Here is a 13178-nt window from a genome sequence, read left to right on the forward strand (position 1 = left end):
CTCTGATCGACATCTGATGACATCACGAGGATCGCGTGCAGCGATCTGATGCCTGTCCGTCCCTGGCGAGCTTCTCGTCACCCTCTGCAGCGGCTATCGGCCCAAGACGGCCGTCGGACGCTGAGACGAGAGAAGCGCGTAGCGATCTGACGCGCCTGTCCCGGCCCTGGAGGGCATGCCGGGGGCCGGATGCGGGGTGGGGTCGGGACGCCCGGTCCCTCGCTCGTCCCTGACACGGCCGTCCCTCCACCATGGACCGTGCCGTTCTTTTGGGGGTTTCCCGGCAGTCTTCGTTTTTCCGTGGCGGGACGGTCTGTCAAGGGTGGCCGAAGGCCATCGCGAAGCGACGCGACGAAGGAGCGCCCTTGACAGGCCGGCCCGACGCGGAAGGACGATGGGACTGACGGGAAGCCCCCGACCTTCTCCGAGACCGCCCGGCCGGAACCCCGTCAGCCCGTGACGCCGCCGAGGAAGGCCACCCAGGCCGCAGGGGCCAGGGCCAGCTCGGGACCGGCCGTCACCTTGGAGTCCCGGACGTGGACGGCCTGCGCGCAGGTGGCCACCTCTACGCAGTCGTCACCGTCGGCACTGCTGTACGTCGACTTGTGCCAGGAGAGGGCTACTTCGACGCAGCTGTCGTTGTCGCTGCTGCTGTAACTGCTCTTGAACCAGCGCAGATCGGAGTTGCTCATGGCGTTCCTCGCGTTCTCTCCAACAGGCCCAAGGAGTCAGCCGGGTTGAGAGCCTGCGAACGCAGTTTGGCATACCGCTGCTGGAGGATGCTGACCTCTGCCGGGTCCGAGATGAGCACCCCCGTGCGCTGACCTTCGCCGTACCCAAACCATTGATGGTCAGGCGTCTCCAAGAGCCTGAGGGGGCCGGAGATGCCCGCGTGATCGGTCTGATCCCTGGGCATCACCTGGACGGTCACATTGCGCAGTCGGATCAGGTCCACGATGCGGGAGATCTGATCACTCATGGAGTCAGCCCCTCCGAAGCATCGATCGAAGATCGACTGCTCAAGGATGAAGCTGAAGGAAGATTTGGGCAGCGCAGACAGTATGCGCTGGCGTTCCAGCCGCTCCGTGAGCTGGCTCTCGACCTTATCGTCCTCCAGGGGCGGAACCCGCTCCGCGAACATTCCCCGCGCATACCCCTCCGTCTGCAACAACCCCGGCACCATCCGGCACTCGTACGTGTACAGGCTCAGCGCCGTGGGCTCCAGCAGTGCCCACTTGCGGAACCACGACGCCACCCGCCTCGGCCGCGTCAGGTACTGGGCCGCGCCCTTCACCGCCCCGAAGCAGTCGAGCTGTTCCTCGACCAGCTCCACCAGCCGTTCACTCGGGTAACGGCGGGCCTGCTCCACCGAGGCGATGTACTGCGGGGAGTAGCCGATCAGCTCGCCCAGGCCCTCCTGGGTCAGGCGGGCGCGTTTTCGGAAGGCCTTCAGGACGGCCGCGAAGCTGCGGAGGGCCCCGTTCGGGTCCTCGAAGCCCTCTTCTTCCTCTTCGGTCTCACAGTCGGCGTCGTTCACGCGCTCCACCTCTGACACCCCTGACACCCCTGACACCCCTGACACCCCCAACTCACGCACCTCCGCGCCATGTTCGTGGCCCTCTTCCCCACCGCCCAGCGCCCCGACTCGTACAGCGCCCCAGTAGCAGCACCTCGATCGAATCCGGCCATCCGCGATCACCAACGGCCTTTACAAGCCGCCGTCTTCACGTAAGCTCCCCCTCAACAGACAAACAGTGTCCGGAGGAAACAGTAATGCTGACCGCCGTCACCCTCGCCACCACCACCGCCCTCACCCTCACCGCACCTCTCGCCGCCCTCCTCACCCACCGCGCCCTCCGCCGGGCCGCCCACGCGCGCCTGATGCGGATCGAGACGCCGGACGGCATCGACGAGCAGGGGTTCGTCCGCATCGGCGGGATCGACCAGTGGGTCTCGATCCGGGGCGAGGACCGGGCGAACCCGGTGCTGCTGGAAATCCACGGCGGGCCGGGGGCGGCCAACTCCCCCTACGGGGCGCGCACACGGTGCTGGGAGCGGCACTTCACCCTCGTCCGGTGGGACATGCGCGGAGCCGGCCTCACCTTCGCCAACGGCGGCGCGCCCGCCCAGGGGCCCGCCACCTTCGAACAGCTCTACGCGGACGCCCTCGAGGTCACCCACCACGTCCGCGAGCGCCTCGGCGTCGACCGCGTCGTCCTCATGGCGAACTCCTTCGGCACGGCCTTCGGGCTCCGCCTGGCCCGCGAGCACCCCGAGCTCTACTCCGCGTACGTCGGCACCGACCAGAACGTCCTGGAGGCGGGCCGCGACACCTCCGCGTACGACGCCACCCTGGAGCGGCTCCGGTCGGCGGGCAAGGCCAAGGCCGTGGCGGAGGTGGAGGCGATGGGGCCGGATCCGCGCCGGTGGACCCCGAAGCAGCGGACCGCGTACGACAAGCTGTGCGCGGGCAGCGACCCGCTGACGCTGGACACCGTGAAGAAGGTGGTCCTGGGTTCGATGTGGCTGTCGCCGCTGTACTCCCTCGGGCGGATCGCGGCGTACTTCAGGGCCCAGGGCTTCTCGGAGTCCGTCACGCCCGGCTCCCACGACATCGACGTCTGGGCGGAGGGGACCACTTTCCGGATGCCGTTCTTCGTCTTCCAGGGCGCCCGGGACGTGATCACCCCGGCGGCGCGGGCGAAGGCGTACTTCGACGCGGTCGAGGCTCCGGTGAAGGCGTTCGAGCTGATCGAGGACGCGAGCCACTTCGCGGCGCTGCGCCACCCGGAGCGCTTCCTGGAGCTCCTCCTGACCCACGTCCGCCCGGCCGTGACGGCCGCCCCCACCACCGCCTGACGGCCCCCGGCGTCACTCCGGGTGCCGCGCGGGACGACCGTTACATGGGCCGCCACACACACCCTCGGCGTCAGACCTCGGGCCGCCCTCCCGGACCGGTCAGGTCCGGTAGGCCACCTTCGGCGAGCCGGTCCAGGAACTGCGTCCGCTTACGGCGGTTGATGGCGTCCTGAAGGACTGCGTTGACCGTGGCGGCCTTCGTCTTCGTGCCGAAGATCTCCGCGGCCTCCGCCAGCAGGGCATCGTCCACATCGAGGGTGGTTCTGGCCATGGCGAGCCTCCTCGACGCGGGGACTACCTGCCTCCGCCCGCCGGGACGATACCGAGGGACCCGCCCCGGATGTCGTGTTTTGCGGCTGAAAGCAGGCGCCCCCGCCCCCCTACGCCCCCGCCCAGAACCCCTCCGCCGTCAGACCCAGCAGGTCGATCGCGTTGCCGCGCACGATGCGGTCCACCACCTCCGCGTCCAGGTGGCCCATCTGCGCCTCGCCGACCTCGCGGGACTTCGGCCAGGTGGAGTCCGAGTGGGGGTAGTCCGTCTCGTAGAGAACGTTGCCCACCCCGATGGCGCCCAGGTTCCGCAGTCCGAAGGCGTCGTCGAAGAAGCAGCCGAAGACGTGCTCCGCGAAGAGCTCGGACGGCGGGCGGTGCACCTTGTCGGCGACTCCGCCCCAGCCCCGGTTCTCCTCCCAGACCACGTCGGCGCGCTCCAGGATGTACGGGATCCACCCGATCTGGCCCTCCGCGTACATGACCCTCAGGTTCGGGAAGCGCTCGAACTTGCCGCTCATCAGCCAGTCGACCATCGAGAAGCAGCAGTTGGCGAAGGTGATGGTGGAGCCGACGGCCGGCGGGGCGTCCGCCGAGGTGGACGGCATCCTCGACGAGGAGCCGATGTGCATGGCGATGACCGTGCCGGTCTCGTCGCAGGCCCGGAGGAAGGGGTCCCACTCGTCGGTGTGGATCGACGGCAGCCCCAGGTGGGGTGGTATCTCGGAGAAGGCGACCGCGCGCACGCCCCGGGCGGCGTTGCGGCGGACCTCGGCGGCGGCGAGGTGCGCGTCCCACAGCGGGACCAGGGTCAGCGGGATGAGGCGGCCGTGCGCCTCGGGGCCGCACCACTCCTCCACCATCCAGTCGTTGTAGGCGCGTACGCCGAGCAGCCCGAGCTCGCGGTCCTTGGCCTCGGTGAAGGTCTGGCCGCAGAAGCGCGGGAAGGTGGGGAAGCAGAGGGCGGACTGGACGTGGTTGACGTCCATGTCGGCGAGCCGCTCGGGAACCGAGAAGGAGCCCGGGCGCATCTGCTCGTAGGTGATGACTTCCAGTTTGATCTCGTCACGGTCGTACCCCACCGCGGTGTCGAGGCGGGTGAGCGGCCGGTGCAGATCCTCGTACACCCACCAGTCGCCGACCGGGCCCTCGTCGCCCCTGGCGCCCATGACGGGTGCGAACTTGCCGCCGAGGAAGGTCATTTCCTTCAGGGGGGCGCGGACGATCCGGGGGCCGGTGTCGCGGTACTTGGACGGGAGCCGGTCCCGCCAGACGTTGGGGGGCTCAACCGTGTGGTCGTCCACCGAGATGATCTTCGGGAAGGTCTCCATGCGCTCTACCGTAGCGCTGATCTGACGAACCGTCAGCTACTCCGGCCGCAGTCGCGCCCCGGCCAGGAGCGGATGGCTCCGCTGCGGGCTGACGCGTACGCGCGACACAGGGCAGACTGACCCTTAAACCGACGGAAGGCAGGGGGGACGACAGATGGACGGCGTACCGGCCATCCCGCACCAGCGGAACCACCCCGAAGCGGCCCGGTCCCGCACCAGCACCAGCACGCCCCCGGACACCCCCGCGTCCCCCGGCGCGCACGCGGCCCCCGCCCCGGCCCCGGCCCCCGCCACCGCCACCGCCACCGCCACCGCCGACAACCGCTTCGCCGTCCTCGGCCCCGTCCGCGCCTGGCGCGGCGGCGAGGCCCTGCCCTCCGGCAGCCCCCAGCAGCGCGCACTGCTCGCCGTACTGCTCCTGCGCGACGGCCGCACCGCCACCGCACCCGAACTCATCGACGCCATCTGGGGCGACGACCCCCCGCAGCAGGCCCTCGCCACCATCCGCACCTACGCCTCCCGGCTGCGCAAGGTCCTCGAACCCGGGCTGCTCGTCAGCGACGCCGGCGGCTACGCCATCCGGCTGCGCCACCAGGAGGCCCTGGACCTCGGCATCGCCCGCAGCCTCGCCGCCGACGCCGAGAAGGCGCGCGCCGCCGGGGACCGCACCCTCGCCCGCACGCTGCTGGCCCGCGCCCTGGAGATGTGGGACGGCGAGCCCCTCGCCGGGGTCCCCGGCCCGCACGCCGAGACCGAGCGCACCCGTCTGTCCGAATGGCGCCTCCAGCTGCTGGAAACCCGCCTCGACCTCGACCTGGAGGTCGGCCACCACGCCGAGGCCGTCTCCGAGCTCACCGCCCTCACCGCCGCCCACCCCCTCCAGGAACGGCTGCGCGAGCTGCTGATGCTCGCCCTCTACCGCAGCGGCCGGCAGGCCGAGGCCCTCGCCGTGTACGCGGACACCCGCCGGCTCCTCGCCGAGGAACTCGGCGTCGACCCCCGCCCCGAGCTCTCCGCGCTCCAGCAGCGGATCCTGAACGCCGACGCCGAACTCGCCCGCGCCGAGGACCCCGCGCCCGCCGCCGCACCCGTCCCCGTGAGGCCCGCCCAGCTGCCCGCCACCGTGCCCGACTTCACCGGGCGCGCCGCCTTCGTCACCGAACTCGGGGAGATCCTCGCCGGCGCCGACGGGCAGGTCATGGCCGTCTCCGCGCTGGCCGGCATCGGCGGTGTCGGCAAGACCACCCTCGCCGTGCACCTCGCGCACGCCGCCCGCCCCCACTTCCCCGACGGCCAGCTCTACGTCGACCTCCAGGGCACCGACCCCCGCCCCGCCCTCCCCGAAGCCGTCCTCGGCTCCTTCCTGCGGGCCCTCGGCACCCCCGACAGCTCCATCCCCGACTCCCCCGCCGACCGGGCCGCGCTCTACCGCTCGATCCTCGACGGCCGCCGCGTCCTGGTCCTGCTCGACAACGCCCGGGACGCCGCCCAGGTCCGGCCGCTGCTGCCCGGCACCGCCGGCTGCGCCGCCCTCGTCACCAGCCGGGTCCGGATGTCGGGCCTCGCCGGGGCCCATCTCGTCGACCTCGACGTGATGAGCCCCGAGGAGGCCCTGCAGCTGTTCACCCGCATAGTGGGCGCCGAACGGGTCGGCGCCGAACGCCAGGCCGCCCTCGACGTCGTCGGCGCCTGCGGGTTCCTGCCGCTCGCCATCCGCATCGCCGCGTCCCGGCTCGCCGCCCGCCGCACCTGGACCGTCTCCGTCCTCGCCGCCAAGCTCGCCGACGAGCGCCGCCGCCTCGACGAGCTCCAGGCCGGCGACCTCGCCGTCAAGGCCACCTTCGAGCTGGGCTACGGCCAGCTGGAGCCCGCCCAGCAGCGCGCCTTCCGCCTGCTCGGGCTCGCCGACGGCCCCGACGTCTCCCTGGCCGCCGCGGCCGCCGTCCTCGACCTGCCCGAGCACGACACCGAGGACCTCCTGGAGGCTTTAGTCGACTGCTCCCTGCTGGAATCCGCCGCGCCCGGCCGCTACCGCTTCCACGACCTCGTACGCCTCTACGCGCGTGCGTGCGCCGAACGCGACGAGCAGGCCCCGGGCCGCGAGGACGCCCTCGACCGGCTCCTCGACTTCTACCTCGCCACCGCCGCCCGCGTGTACTCCGTCGAGCGCCCCGGGGACCGGCTCCCCGCCCACCTCAGCGCCACCCGCCACCCCGGCCTGGTCCTCACCGACCCCCGCGCCGCCCTCGACTGGCTCTTCGCCGAGGCCGACCCGCTGCTGGCCTGCGTACGGCAGTCGGCCGGCCGCCCGGGGGCCCTGCGCCGGTCCGTGGACCTGCTGTGGGCGGCCAAGGACCTGTCCGAGTCCGGTGCCAACTCCAAGCAGTACGAGTCCGCCGCACTGACCCTCTGCGAGGCCGCCCGCGCCGCGCGTGACCCGCGCGCGGAGGGCCGGGCGCGCACCACCCTGACCATGGTCCACCTCTTCGCCGGGCGCTTCTGCGAGGCCGACGACGAGGCCCGCCAGGCCATGGACCTGGCGCGCGAGGCCGGCGACCCGCTGCCCAGCTGCTGGGCCCCCAACGACCGCGGGATCATCGCCCTCTACCAGAACCGCTACGAGGACGGCGAGCGCTACCTGCTGGAGGCCATAGAGAACTTCCGCGCCGACGACAACCACATCGGCGAGGCCAGCGCCCTGTGCAACCTCTCCCGCATCCACGTCGGCCTGGGCCGGCTCGGCAGCGCCATCGACCTCGCCCAGCAGGGCATCGCCGTCTACGACCGGATGGGCCTGACCCTGCGCCTGGCCAACGGCCGCTACGCGCTGGGCATCGCCCTCACCCAGGCCGGCCGGCTCGGCGAGGCCCTCGCCCAGCTCGGTGAGGCCCTGTCGCTGTTCCACGACAACCGCCAGCCGCTGTGGGAGGGCGTCACGCACTTCCGGCTCGCCGAGGCCCACCTGGCGGCGCTGCGGCCCACCCTGGCGGCCAAGCACGCCGAGCAGGCCATCGCGCTGCGCGGCATCGGCGGGGAGTGGCGCCGGGCGACGGTGCTGACCGTCCTCGGGAAGGCGCTGCGGCGCCTGGGCCAGCCGGACCGGGCGCGGGCCTGCTGGCGGGACGCGGAGACCGTGTTCGCCCAGCTGGGATCCGCCGAACTGGCCGAGGTGCGGGCCCTGCTGGCGTCGGAACTGGCCGCCTGACCGACCCGGTCGGGGCGGCGGCCGGGCGGCTTCGCGATGGACGTGGACGTTCATCGTTCGTTTATCGCCGCACGCCACCATGGATACATCGACCCGGCGCTTCGGGGGGCATCCGGGCCGGTTGGAGGACTACCCGTTCGGCGGTCCACGGGGGAACCGCCGAACGGGCCCGACACACGATCTGGAGATCCGATGACGACGAACGAGAACAGCCTGCCGCTCGACGGAGACATCAGACCGTTCGACAACCACGCCTCGGGCGCCGAGGTCGATCCGCGGGATCTTCCCGCGGAGCCGCCGGTGGCGCAGCCCGGAGAGACCCCGGACGGGGTCCACGCTTCCGGCGAGGAGATCGTCTCGCTGGACAACCACGCGTCCGGCCCGCTCCCGTAACACCGGGAGCACGGCAAGGCGTACGGGGGGAACGTACGGGGGGCCTTGAGCGGTCGTACGGGGGACGTACGGGGGGACCGCTCGGGGGGCGCACGGGGGGAGAACGCCGGGACGGACGGTCCACGGGGGATTCGGGGGAATCCGGGCCGTCCGCACGGGGGAACGACGCGCGGGGGCCGCGGTGGCCGGAGGGGGACCACCGCGGCCGCCGCGCTTCCGTGTGCCCGCGCCCGGGCGGGCCGGGTGGACGGCGGGGGCACGGCCGTAGGATGTGACCGTGTTCACTTCCCAGGGCCCCAGCCTGCGCGAACTGGCCGTCCAGGCCCTTTCGTCCGTCGAGCACGGCTACGACCTGCTCGCGCCCAAGTTCGACCGGACCCCGTTCCGCACGCCCGACCGGATGCTCGACGCCGTCGAGGAGACCCTCGCCGCGCGGGAGGGCTCCTTCGGCTCGGGCCTGGACGTCTGCTGCGGTACCGGCGCCGGTCTGGGGATGCTGCGCCGGCTGTGCCGGGACCGGGTCACCGGGGTCGACCTCAGCGCGGGCATGCTGGCGCGGGCCGCGCGGGCGCATCCCGACGGCGTGGACCTCGTACGGGCCGACGCGCTGGCGCTGCCGGACGCGCTCGGGGACACGTACGACCTCGCGGTGAGCTTCGGGGCCTTCGGGCACTTCCTGCCGGCCGAGCGGCCCGCCCTCTTCGCCGGGGTGCACCGCGCGCTGCGGCCGGGCGGCGTCTTCGCCTTCCCCGTCTCCGCCCCGGTGCCGTTCACCTCTCCGCTGTGGTGGGCGGTGGCGGGCTTCGACGCGGCGATGCGGTTGCGCAACGCGGTGTGGCGCCCGCCGTTCGTCATGTACTACCGCACCTTCCCCTTCGGCCCGGTCCGCGCGGACCTCACGGCGGCCGGCTTCACGGTGGAGACGGTCCCGCTGGAACACTTCGGCCACCGCGAGGACGGCACCCCGCACTGGCGCCTCCTGCTGGCCCGCAAGGCGGCCACCGCCTAGTAGTGCTCGCCATGGGGCGGGTGGTCGTGCTCTGCGGGGCACCGTCCACCACCGCGCGCCACCCGCGCCTCCGATCGCTCAGCCGCCCCGTACGCGCACCTATGACCAGCCGGCGGATTCGGACCACCATGAGCTGACCGTGTATTAAGTTGTGTGCCTCAGAAAACGCCGTAGTCAACAAGGCCGCTGACAACCACATGGGAGATCGCGGGTGTTAACAGAGGGACTGCTTGAGCTGGCAGCCATGGGAGGCGGGGCGATCGTGGCTGCTGCGGCAACCGACGCCTGGCAGAGCACCAAGGGGGGCGTGGCCCGACTGTTCAGCCGCGGGGGTGATCGGGAGGAGCAGCGCATCTCCGTGCAGCTCGACCGAATCCCGCACCACCTGGAGCAGGCGTCCGAGGCGGAGCAGGACCAGATTCGGACCGCGCTCGCAGATCGCTGGCGGGTGAAGCTGACGGAGCTCCTGGAGGAGTGTCCAGACCTTGAAGACGAGCTCCGGGCACTCGTCGAGCAGGTCCGCGCGTCGGCACCGGAGGCGCAGCAGTTCTTCACCCAGAACAACCACTCGCACGACCAGTCCCGACAGTACGTCGTCCAGCGCGGCACGATCGTGATTAACGACGATACGGACGCCCGGCCAGGATCATGATGTCCGCCGATCACAGGGGCGCCCAGGAGAACAACGCACACGGCAACGCCCGTCAGTACATCGCTCAGAACGGTAACGTCATCGTTCCGGAGGCACCCGAGGAAGCCGGCCACCGAGCGAAGCACCGCAGGTGGGTCCAGTACGGCCTCGCCGGCATCCTGGCCGGCGCAGCGGTGGTGACGTACTTCGTCATCAGGATCGAGGGACACTCCAAGGCGTCCAACGACCTCGCCCGGCACGGCCCGGAACTGAAATCCAATCTCGCGGTGTCTCAAGTATCGGCCTACATCAAGGGAGGTATCGAGGGGGAAACATACGATGCCACCCGAGAGAACCCGGTGCGGACGAAGATGACCAACCTCCACGGGCCCCACATCGACATCACGCTAGGGAACATCGCCAACGGCGCCTCCTTGGTCACGAAGGCCAGCATCACGTTCAACCGGATCCAGTCCCTGGAACCGTGCGCCGCAGTCGGCGGGGAAGTGGTCGTCTCGGCGAACTACCAGTTCAAGATCCCGGATGATCAACAGCCCGTACCACCGGCCAAGCCCTTCACCCTCACGAAGACGATCAGCTACGAGGTGACCGCCAACAAGCACGACCGCCTCATGCTCACGGTAGGACTGCCCGATATCCCCGACGGCAACTCGCCGTGGCTAGGCGTGGTGGACGTCACCCTCGAACACGACAGTGGGCAGCAGCTCAAGATCGGCCCCATCGCCCTCGTAGACACAGGCGCCAACTCTGAGTTCTACCCCGACGGCGACAACTGGAAGATCCCCGCGGAGCCCGCTGAGGGATGCATCGAGAAGAACACCAAGCTGGTCTCCGAAGTCTTGAAGACACCGAACCTCGTCGTCGCGAGGGAAGTCGCAGCATTGGATCGCGCCCTCCGGAACTTCAAGGAGTCCCCCGTAGGACAGCCCATGGGCGGCACAACGTCGCCGCCTGCCCCGAATCCCACCAAGAACACACCTACGGGACAACCCGCGGATGACGCACCGCCAGCGCCCGCACCGGTCGACACCAACGTCTATACGCTGATGAGCGGATCTTGAGGCGCCGCAGTGGCGTGTCCGTGTTCGAAGAGGCCCAATGCCATGCCGCGACCATCTGCGGCGTCGGGGCATCCGGCACACCATCCCGGAGAAAACCGACAGCCAGGCCGCCCGCCTGCGCAAGGGCTCACGCGGCGGACGGCCACCTGGCTTCGACGAAGAGCGGCACGCGAAAGGCAACACCGTCGAACGAGCGATCAACCGGCTGCAGCAGCACCGCGCGTTCGCCACTCGTTACGACAAGCGCGGCCATGTCTTCCTGCGCACCGCGACAGCGGCAGCACTCCTGAGCCGGCTGCGAACGTGATCGCCCGGACAAGTCCAAGCCGCGTCACCAGACGCGGTCGAAGGGGAGGTGGACCCGTTCCTGGTCGGTGACGTCGTGGCCGGCGCGGAGGCGGGCGGTGTCGTTGGCGGACAGGGCGCGGCCGTAGATGCGTACGTCGTCCAGGGCGCCCGCGTAGAAGGCCTTGTAGTCGGGCTGCGTGCCGAGGTGGATGGTGAAGGCCCCGGTGGGGCGGAGGTCCATCTGGTCGGGGGCCAGTACGGTGGTGGCGGGCGGGGCGCCGTCGACGGAGAGTTCGAGGCGGGTGCCCTTGCGCTGGAGGACGACGTGGTGCCAGGTGTCGTCGTCCACGCGGGTGCGGGTGGCGACCGAGGCGGGGCCGGTGCCGGCGTTGACGGTGGCTTCGAGGCGGCCGGTGGCGGGGTCGGCCTCGATGCGGAACTGCCGGGCGGCCGGGCCCTGGCCGTAGCCCCAGACGAGGGGCTGGCGCAGGCCGCTCTCCTCGTCCTGGCCGCGGGTCTTGTACTTGACCCAGGTGGTGACGGCGAAGTCGCCGTCCCCGAGGCGCAGTTCGTCGGGGCAGTTGATCAGGCGGAGGAAGTCGTCCTTGCCGTCGAAGCGCATGGTCTTCCCGCCGTCGGGTCGGTTGCCGAGCCTGGGGGCGCCGTGCACGACGGCGTGGTGCTGGAAGGGGGTGGCGTCGGTGGTTCGGCGGGGGGTGAGGTCCTCGGTGGCGGCCCGGAGTTCGTGGGGGCCGAACGCGGTGAACTTGATGTAGCCGTGCGGGGTGCCGTTGGCGGTCTCGTAGAGCATGCCGATCCGGCCGCCGGGCAGGACCGTCATGTCGGAGTAGCCGGCGCGTTCGCGCAGGACGACGGCGCCGCCCTTGGACCAGGTGCGGCCCTCGTCCTGCGAGGTGCGCACGGCCAGGGTCCAGCGGTCGGAGAACTCGGCGCCGGGGCGGCTGGGCGCCGACAGCAGCAGGGGTCCGCCGGGGAGCTGGAGCACGGAGCCGGAGGCGGGCGGTGCCGGGAGGCCGGTGACGGGCAGGAAGCCGGGGTCGGGGACGGTGGGCGCGGCGGCGTCCTCGACGATCGCGGAGACGCGGTGGTCGTCGGTGCCGCAGGTGGCGGTGGAGCGGGCGTTGATGTAGATCCGGCCGTCGGGCAGCTGGGTCAGGGCGGGCTCGTTGGGGGCGGGGGTGCCTTCGGGGGCGCCCCAGCGGGCTCCGGGCCGCCAGGTGAGGCCGCCGTCGTCGCTGTAGAGGAGCTGGGCGCCGGATTCGTTGGACTCGGTGCGGTAGTCGGCGCTGACGACGAGCCGGCCGGGGCGGTCGGGGCGGGTCGGGGTGAGCTGGATGCCGTGGCCGGGGCCGACGGAGACCCAGGCCCAGTCGGCGCCCTTGAGCTGGGGCTGCGGGGCGGGGCCGGTGCTCCAGCCGGCGCCGTCGTCGGTGCTGTGGGCCAGGCGCAGTTCGCGGGGGCCGCGTACGCGGTTGCCGTCGGCGTCGGGGGTCCAGGTGCTGTAGGCGTGGAGCAGGGTGATGCGTCCGGAGGCGGAGTCGACGACGGGGACGGGGTTGCCGTAGGCGCCGGGGTCGCCGGCGCCGCGGACGACCTGCATGGGGCCCCAGGTGCGGCCGTCGTCGGTGGAGCGCTTGAGGACGATGTCGATGTCGCCGATGTCGTTGCAGCTCGCGGTGCGGGCCTCGGCGATGGCCAGCAGGGTGCCGTCCTTGGTGGTGATGAGGGTGGGGATGCGGTAGCAGTCGTAGCCCTCGGTGAAGGCGCTGAAGGGTGCGGAGACGGCGGCGGTCAGTCCGGGTGCCTTCTTGCCGGCGGGTCCGCCGGCCGGCCTGCCTCCACCGGCGGGCGCGCCGGGCAGCAGGACTACGGCGGCGAGGGCCAGGGCGGCGACGACGGCGGCCCCGGCCCAGATCCGGACGTCCCAGCGGAATCGAACACCTGCTTGTTGCGAGCTCACCCGTGCAGGCTAACGCGGGTGGCGGGGAGGGGCGCCGAGGGCGGCCCGGGGGGGGGGGGGGGGGGGGGGGGGGGGGGGGGGGGGGGGGGGGGGGGGGAGGGCGGGGGGGGGGGGGGGGGGGTAGTTCTT

At 71.7% G+C, this 13178-nt stretch carries 12 protein-coding genes; 7 read left to right on the forward strand and 5 right to left on the reverse strand.

The annotated features are described in order from the left end of the window. Positions 1 to 449 precede the first annotated feature (449 nt). Together ACZ4WZ_RS13940 and ACZ4WZ_RS13945 are read right to left on the reverse strand one after the other, a co-directional pair. The gene (locus ACZ4WZ_RS13940) at positions 450 to 692 is read right to left on the reverse strand and encodes a DUF397 domain-containing protein (RefSeq protein WP_467889412.1); all 243 of its coding nucleotides are present in this window, start codon (positions 690 to 692) and stop codon (positions 450 to 452) included. Continuing rightward, positions 689 to 1537 carry a helix-turn-helix domain-containing protein gene (locus ACZ4WZ_RS13945; RefSeq protein WP_467889414.1) on the reverse strand — a complete coding sequence of 283 codons (849 nt, stop codon included), beginning with the start codon at positions 1535 to 1537 and terminating at the stop codon, positions 689 to 691. Before ACZ4WZ_RS13945 ends, ACZ4WZ_RS13940 begins: the two co-directional genes overlap by 4 nt. Before the next feature lie 236 nt (positions 1538 to 1773). Between ACZ4WZ_RS13945 and ACZ4WZ_RS13950 the strand changes: the two genes are divergently transcribed. Next, positions 1774 to 2859: an alpha/beta fold hydrolase gene (locus ACZ4WZ_RS13950; protein ID WP_467889417.1), complete on the forward strand. Its 1086-nt coding sequence runs from the start codon at positions 1774 to 1776 to the stop codon at positions 2857 to 2859. A gap of 70 nt (positions 2860 to 2929) precedes the next feature. Here ACZ4WZ_RS13950 and ACZ4WZ_RS13955 read toward each other — a convergent pair whose 3' ends face one another. Continuing rightward, positions 2930 to 3130 (reverse strand): type II toxin-antitoxin system VapB family antitoxin, encoded by a 201-nt coding sequence (locus ACZ4WZ_RS13955; protein WP_467889420.1) that lies wholly within the window; start codon positions 3128 to 3130, stop codon positions 2930 to 2932. A 109-nt stretch (positions 3131 to 3239) separates the two neighbouring features. Next, positions 3240 to 4460: an amidohydrolase family protein gene (locus ACZ4WZ_RS13960; RefSeq protein ID WP_467889422.1), complete on the reverse strand. Its 1221-nt coding sequence runs from the start codon at positions 4458 to 4460 to the stop codon at positions 3240 to 3242. 154 nt (positions 4461 to 4614) lie between these two features. Here ACZ4WZ_RS13960 and afsR point away from each other — a divergent pair, with 154 nt between their 5' ends. The 6 genes from afsR (at position 4615) to ACZ4WZ_RS13990 (ending at position 11087) form a co-directional block, all read left to right on the forward strand. Next, positions 4615 to 7665 carry an SARP-family global regulator AfsR gene (gene afsR, locus ACZ4WZ_RS13965; protein WP_467889424.1) on the forward strand — a complete coding sequence of 1017 codons (3051 nt, stop codon included), beginning with the start codon at positions 4615 to 4617 and terminating at the stop codon, positions 7663 to 7665. A 192-nt stretch (positions 7666 to 7857) separates the two neighbouring features. Continuing rightward, positions 7858 to 8058 (forward strand): hypothetical protein, encoded by a 201-nt coding sequence (locus tag ACZ4WZ_RS13970; RefSeq protein ID WP_467889427.1) that lies wholly within the window; start codon positions 7858 to 7860, stop codon positions 8056 to 8058. A gap of 277 nt (positions 8059 to 8335) precedes the next feature. Then, complete coding sequence (locus ACZ4WZ_RS13975) at positions 8336 to 9067, forward strand: class I SAM-dependent DNA methyltransferase (protein ID WP_467889430.1); 732 nt, start codon at positions 8336 to 8338, stop codon at positions 9065 to 9067. A 262-nt stretch (positions 9068 to 9329) separates the two neighbouring features. Next, positions 9330 to 9719, forward strand: coding sequence for a hypothetical protein (locus ACZ4WZ_RS13980; protein WP_467889433.1), 390 nt, complete (start codon positions 9330 to 9332; stop codon positions 9717 to 9719). Continuing rightward, positions 9719 to 10780, forward strand: a complete 1062-nt coding sequence (locus tag ACZ4WZ_RS13985; protein WP_467889435.1) for a hypothetical protein — start codon at positions 9719 to 9721, stop codon at positions 10778 to 10780. Before ACZ4WZ_RS13980 ends, ACZ4WZ_RS13985 begins: the two co-directional genes overlap by 1 nt. A gap of 37 nt (positions 10781 to 10817) precedes the next feature. Continuing rightward, positions 10818 to 11087, forward strand: a complete 270-nt coding sequence (locus ACZ4WZ_RS13990; RefSeq protein WP_467889438.1) for a hypothetical protein — start codon at positions 10818 to 10820, stop codon at positions 11085 to 11087. Between the two features lie 24 nt (positions 11088 to 11111). Here ACZ4WZ_RS13990 and ACZ4WZ_RS13995 read toward each other — a convergent pair whose 3' ends face one another. Next, entirely contained in the window at positions 11112 to 13049 is a 1938-nt protein-coding gene (locus ACZ4WZ_RS13995; protein WP_467889441.1) for an exo-alpha-sialidase, read from the reverse strand. Between the last annotated feature and the right edge of the window lie 129 nt (positions 13050 to 13178).

This window comes from Streptomyces sp. NPDC029122, assembly GCF_055569445.1.

What these genes read in the sequence shown, in the direction of transcription:
- ACZ4WZ_RS13940 (WP_467889412.1), bottom strand. Translation starts at nt 692, where the DNA reads ATGAGCAACTCCGATCTGCGCTGGTTCAAGAGCAGTTACAGCAGCAGC.
- ACZ4WZ_RS13950 (WP_467889417.1), top strand. Translation starts at nt 1,774, where the DNA reads ATGCTGACCGCCGTCACCCTCGCCACCACCACCGCCCTCACCCTCACC.
- ACZ4WZ_RS13955 (WP_467889420.1), bottom strand. Translation starts at nt 3,130, where the DNA reads ATGGCCAGAACCACCCTCGATGTGGACGATGCCCTGCTGGCGGAGGCC.
- ACZ4WZ_RS13960 (WP_467889422.1), bottom strand. Translation starts at nt 4,460, where the DNA reads ATGGAGACCTTCCCGAAGATCATCTCGGTGGACGACCACACGGTTGAG.
- afsR (WP_467889424.1), top strand. Translation starts at nt 4,615, where the DNA reads ATGGACGGCGTACCGGCCATCCCGCACCAGCGGAACCACCCCGAAGCG.
- ACZ4WZ_RS13970 (WP_467889427.1), top strand. Translation starts at nt 7,858, where the DNA reads ATGACGACGAACGAGAACAGCCTGCCGCTCGACGGAGACATCAGACCG.
- ACZ4WZ_RS13985 (WP_467889435.1), top strand. Translation starts at nt 9,719, where the DNA reads ATGTCCGCCGATCACAGGGGCGCCCAGGAGAACAACGCACACGGCAAC.
- ACZ4WZ_RS13990 (WP_467889438.1), top strand. Translation starts at nt 10,818, where the DNA reads ATGCCATGCCGCGACCATCTGCGGCGTCGGGGCATCCGGCACACCATC.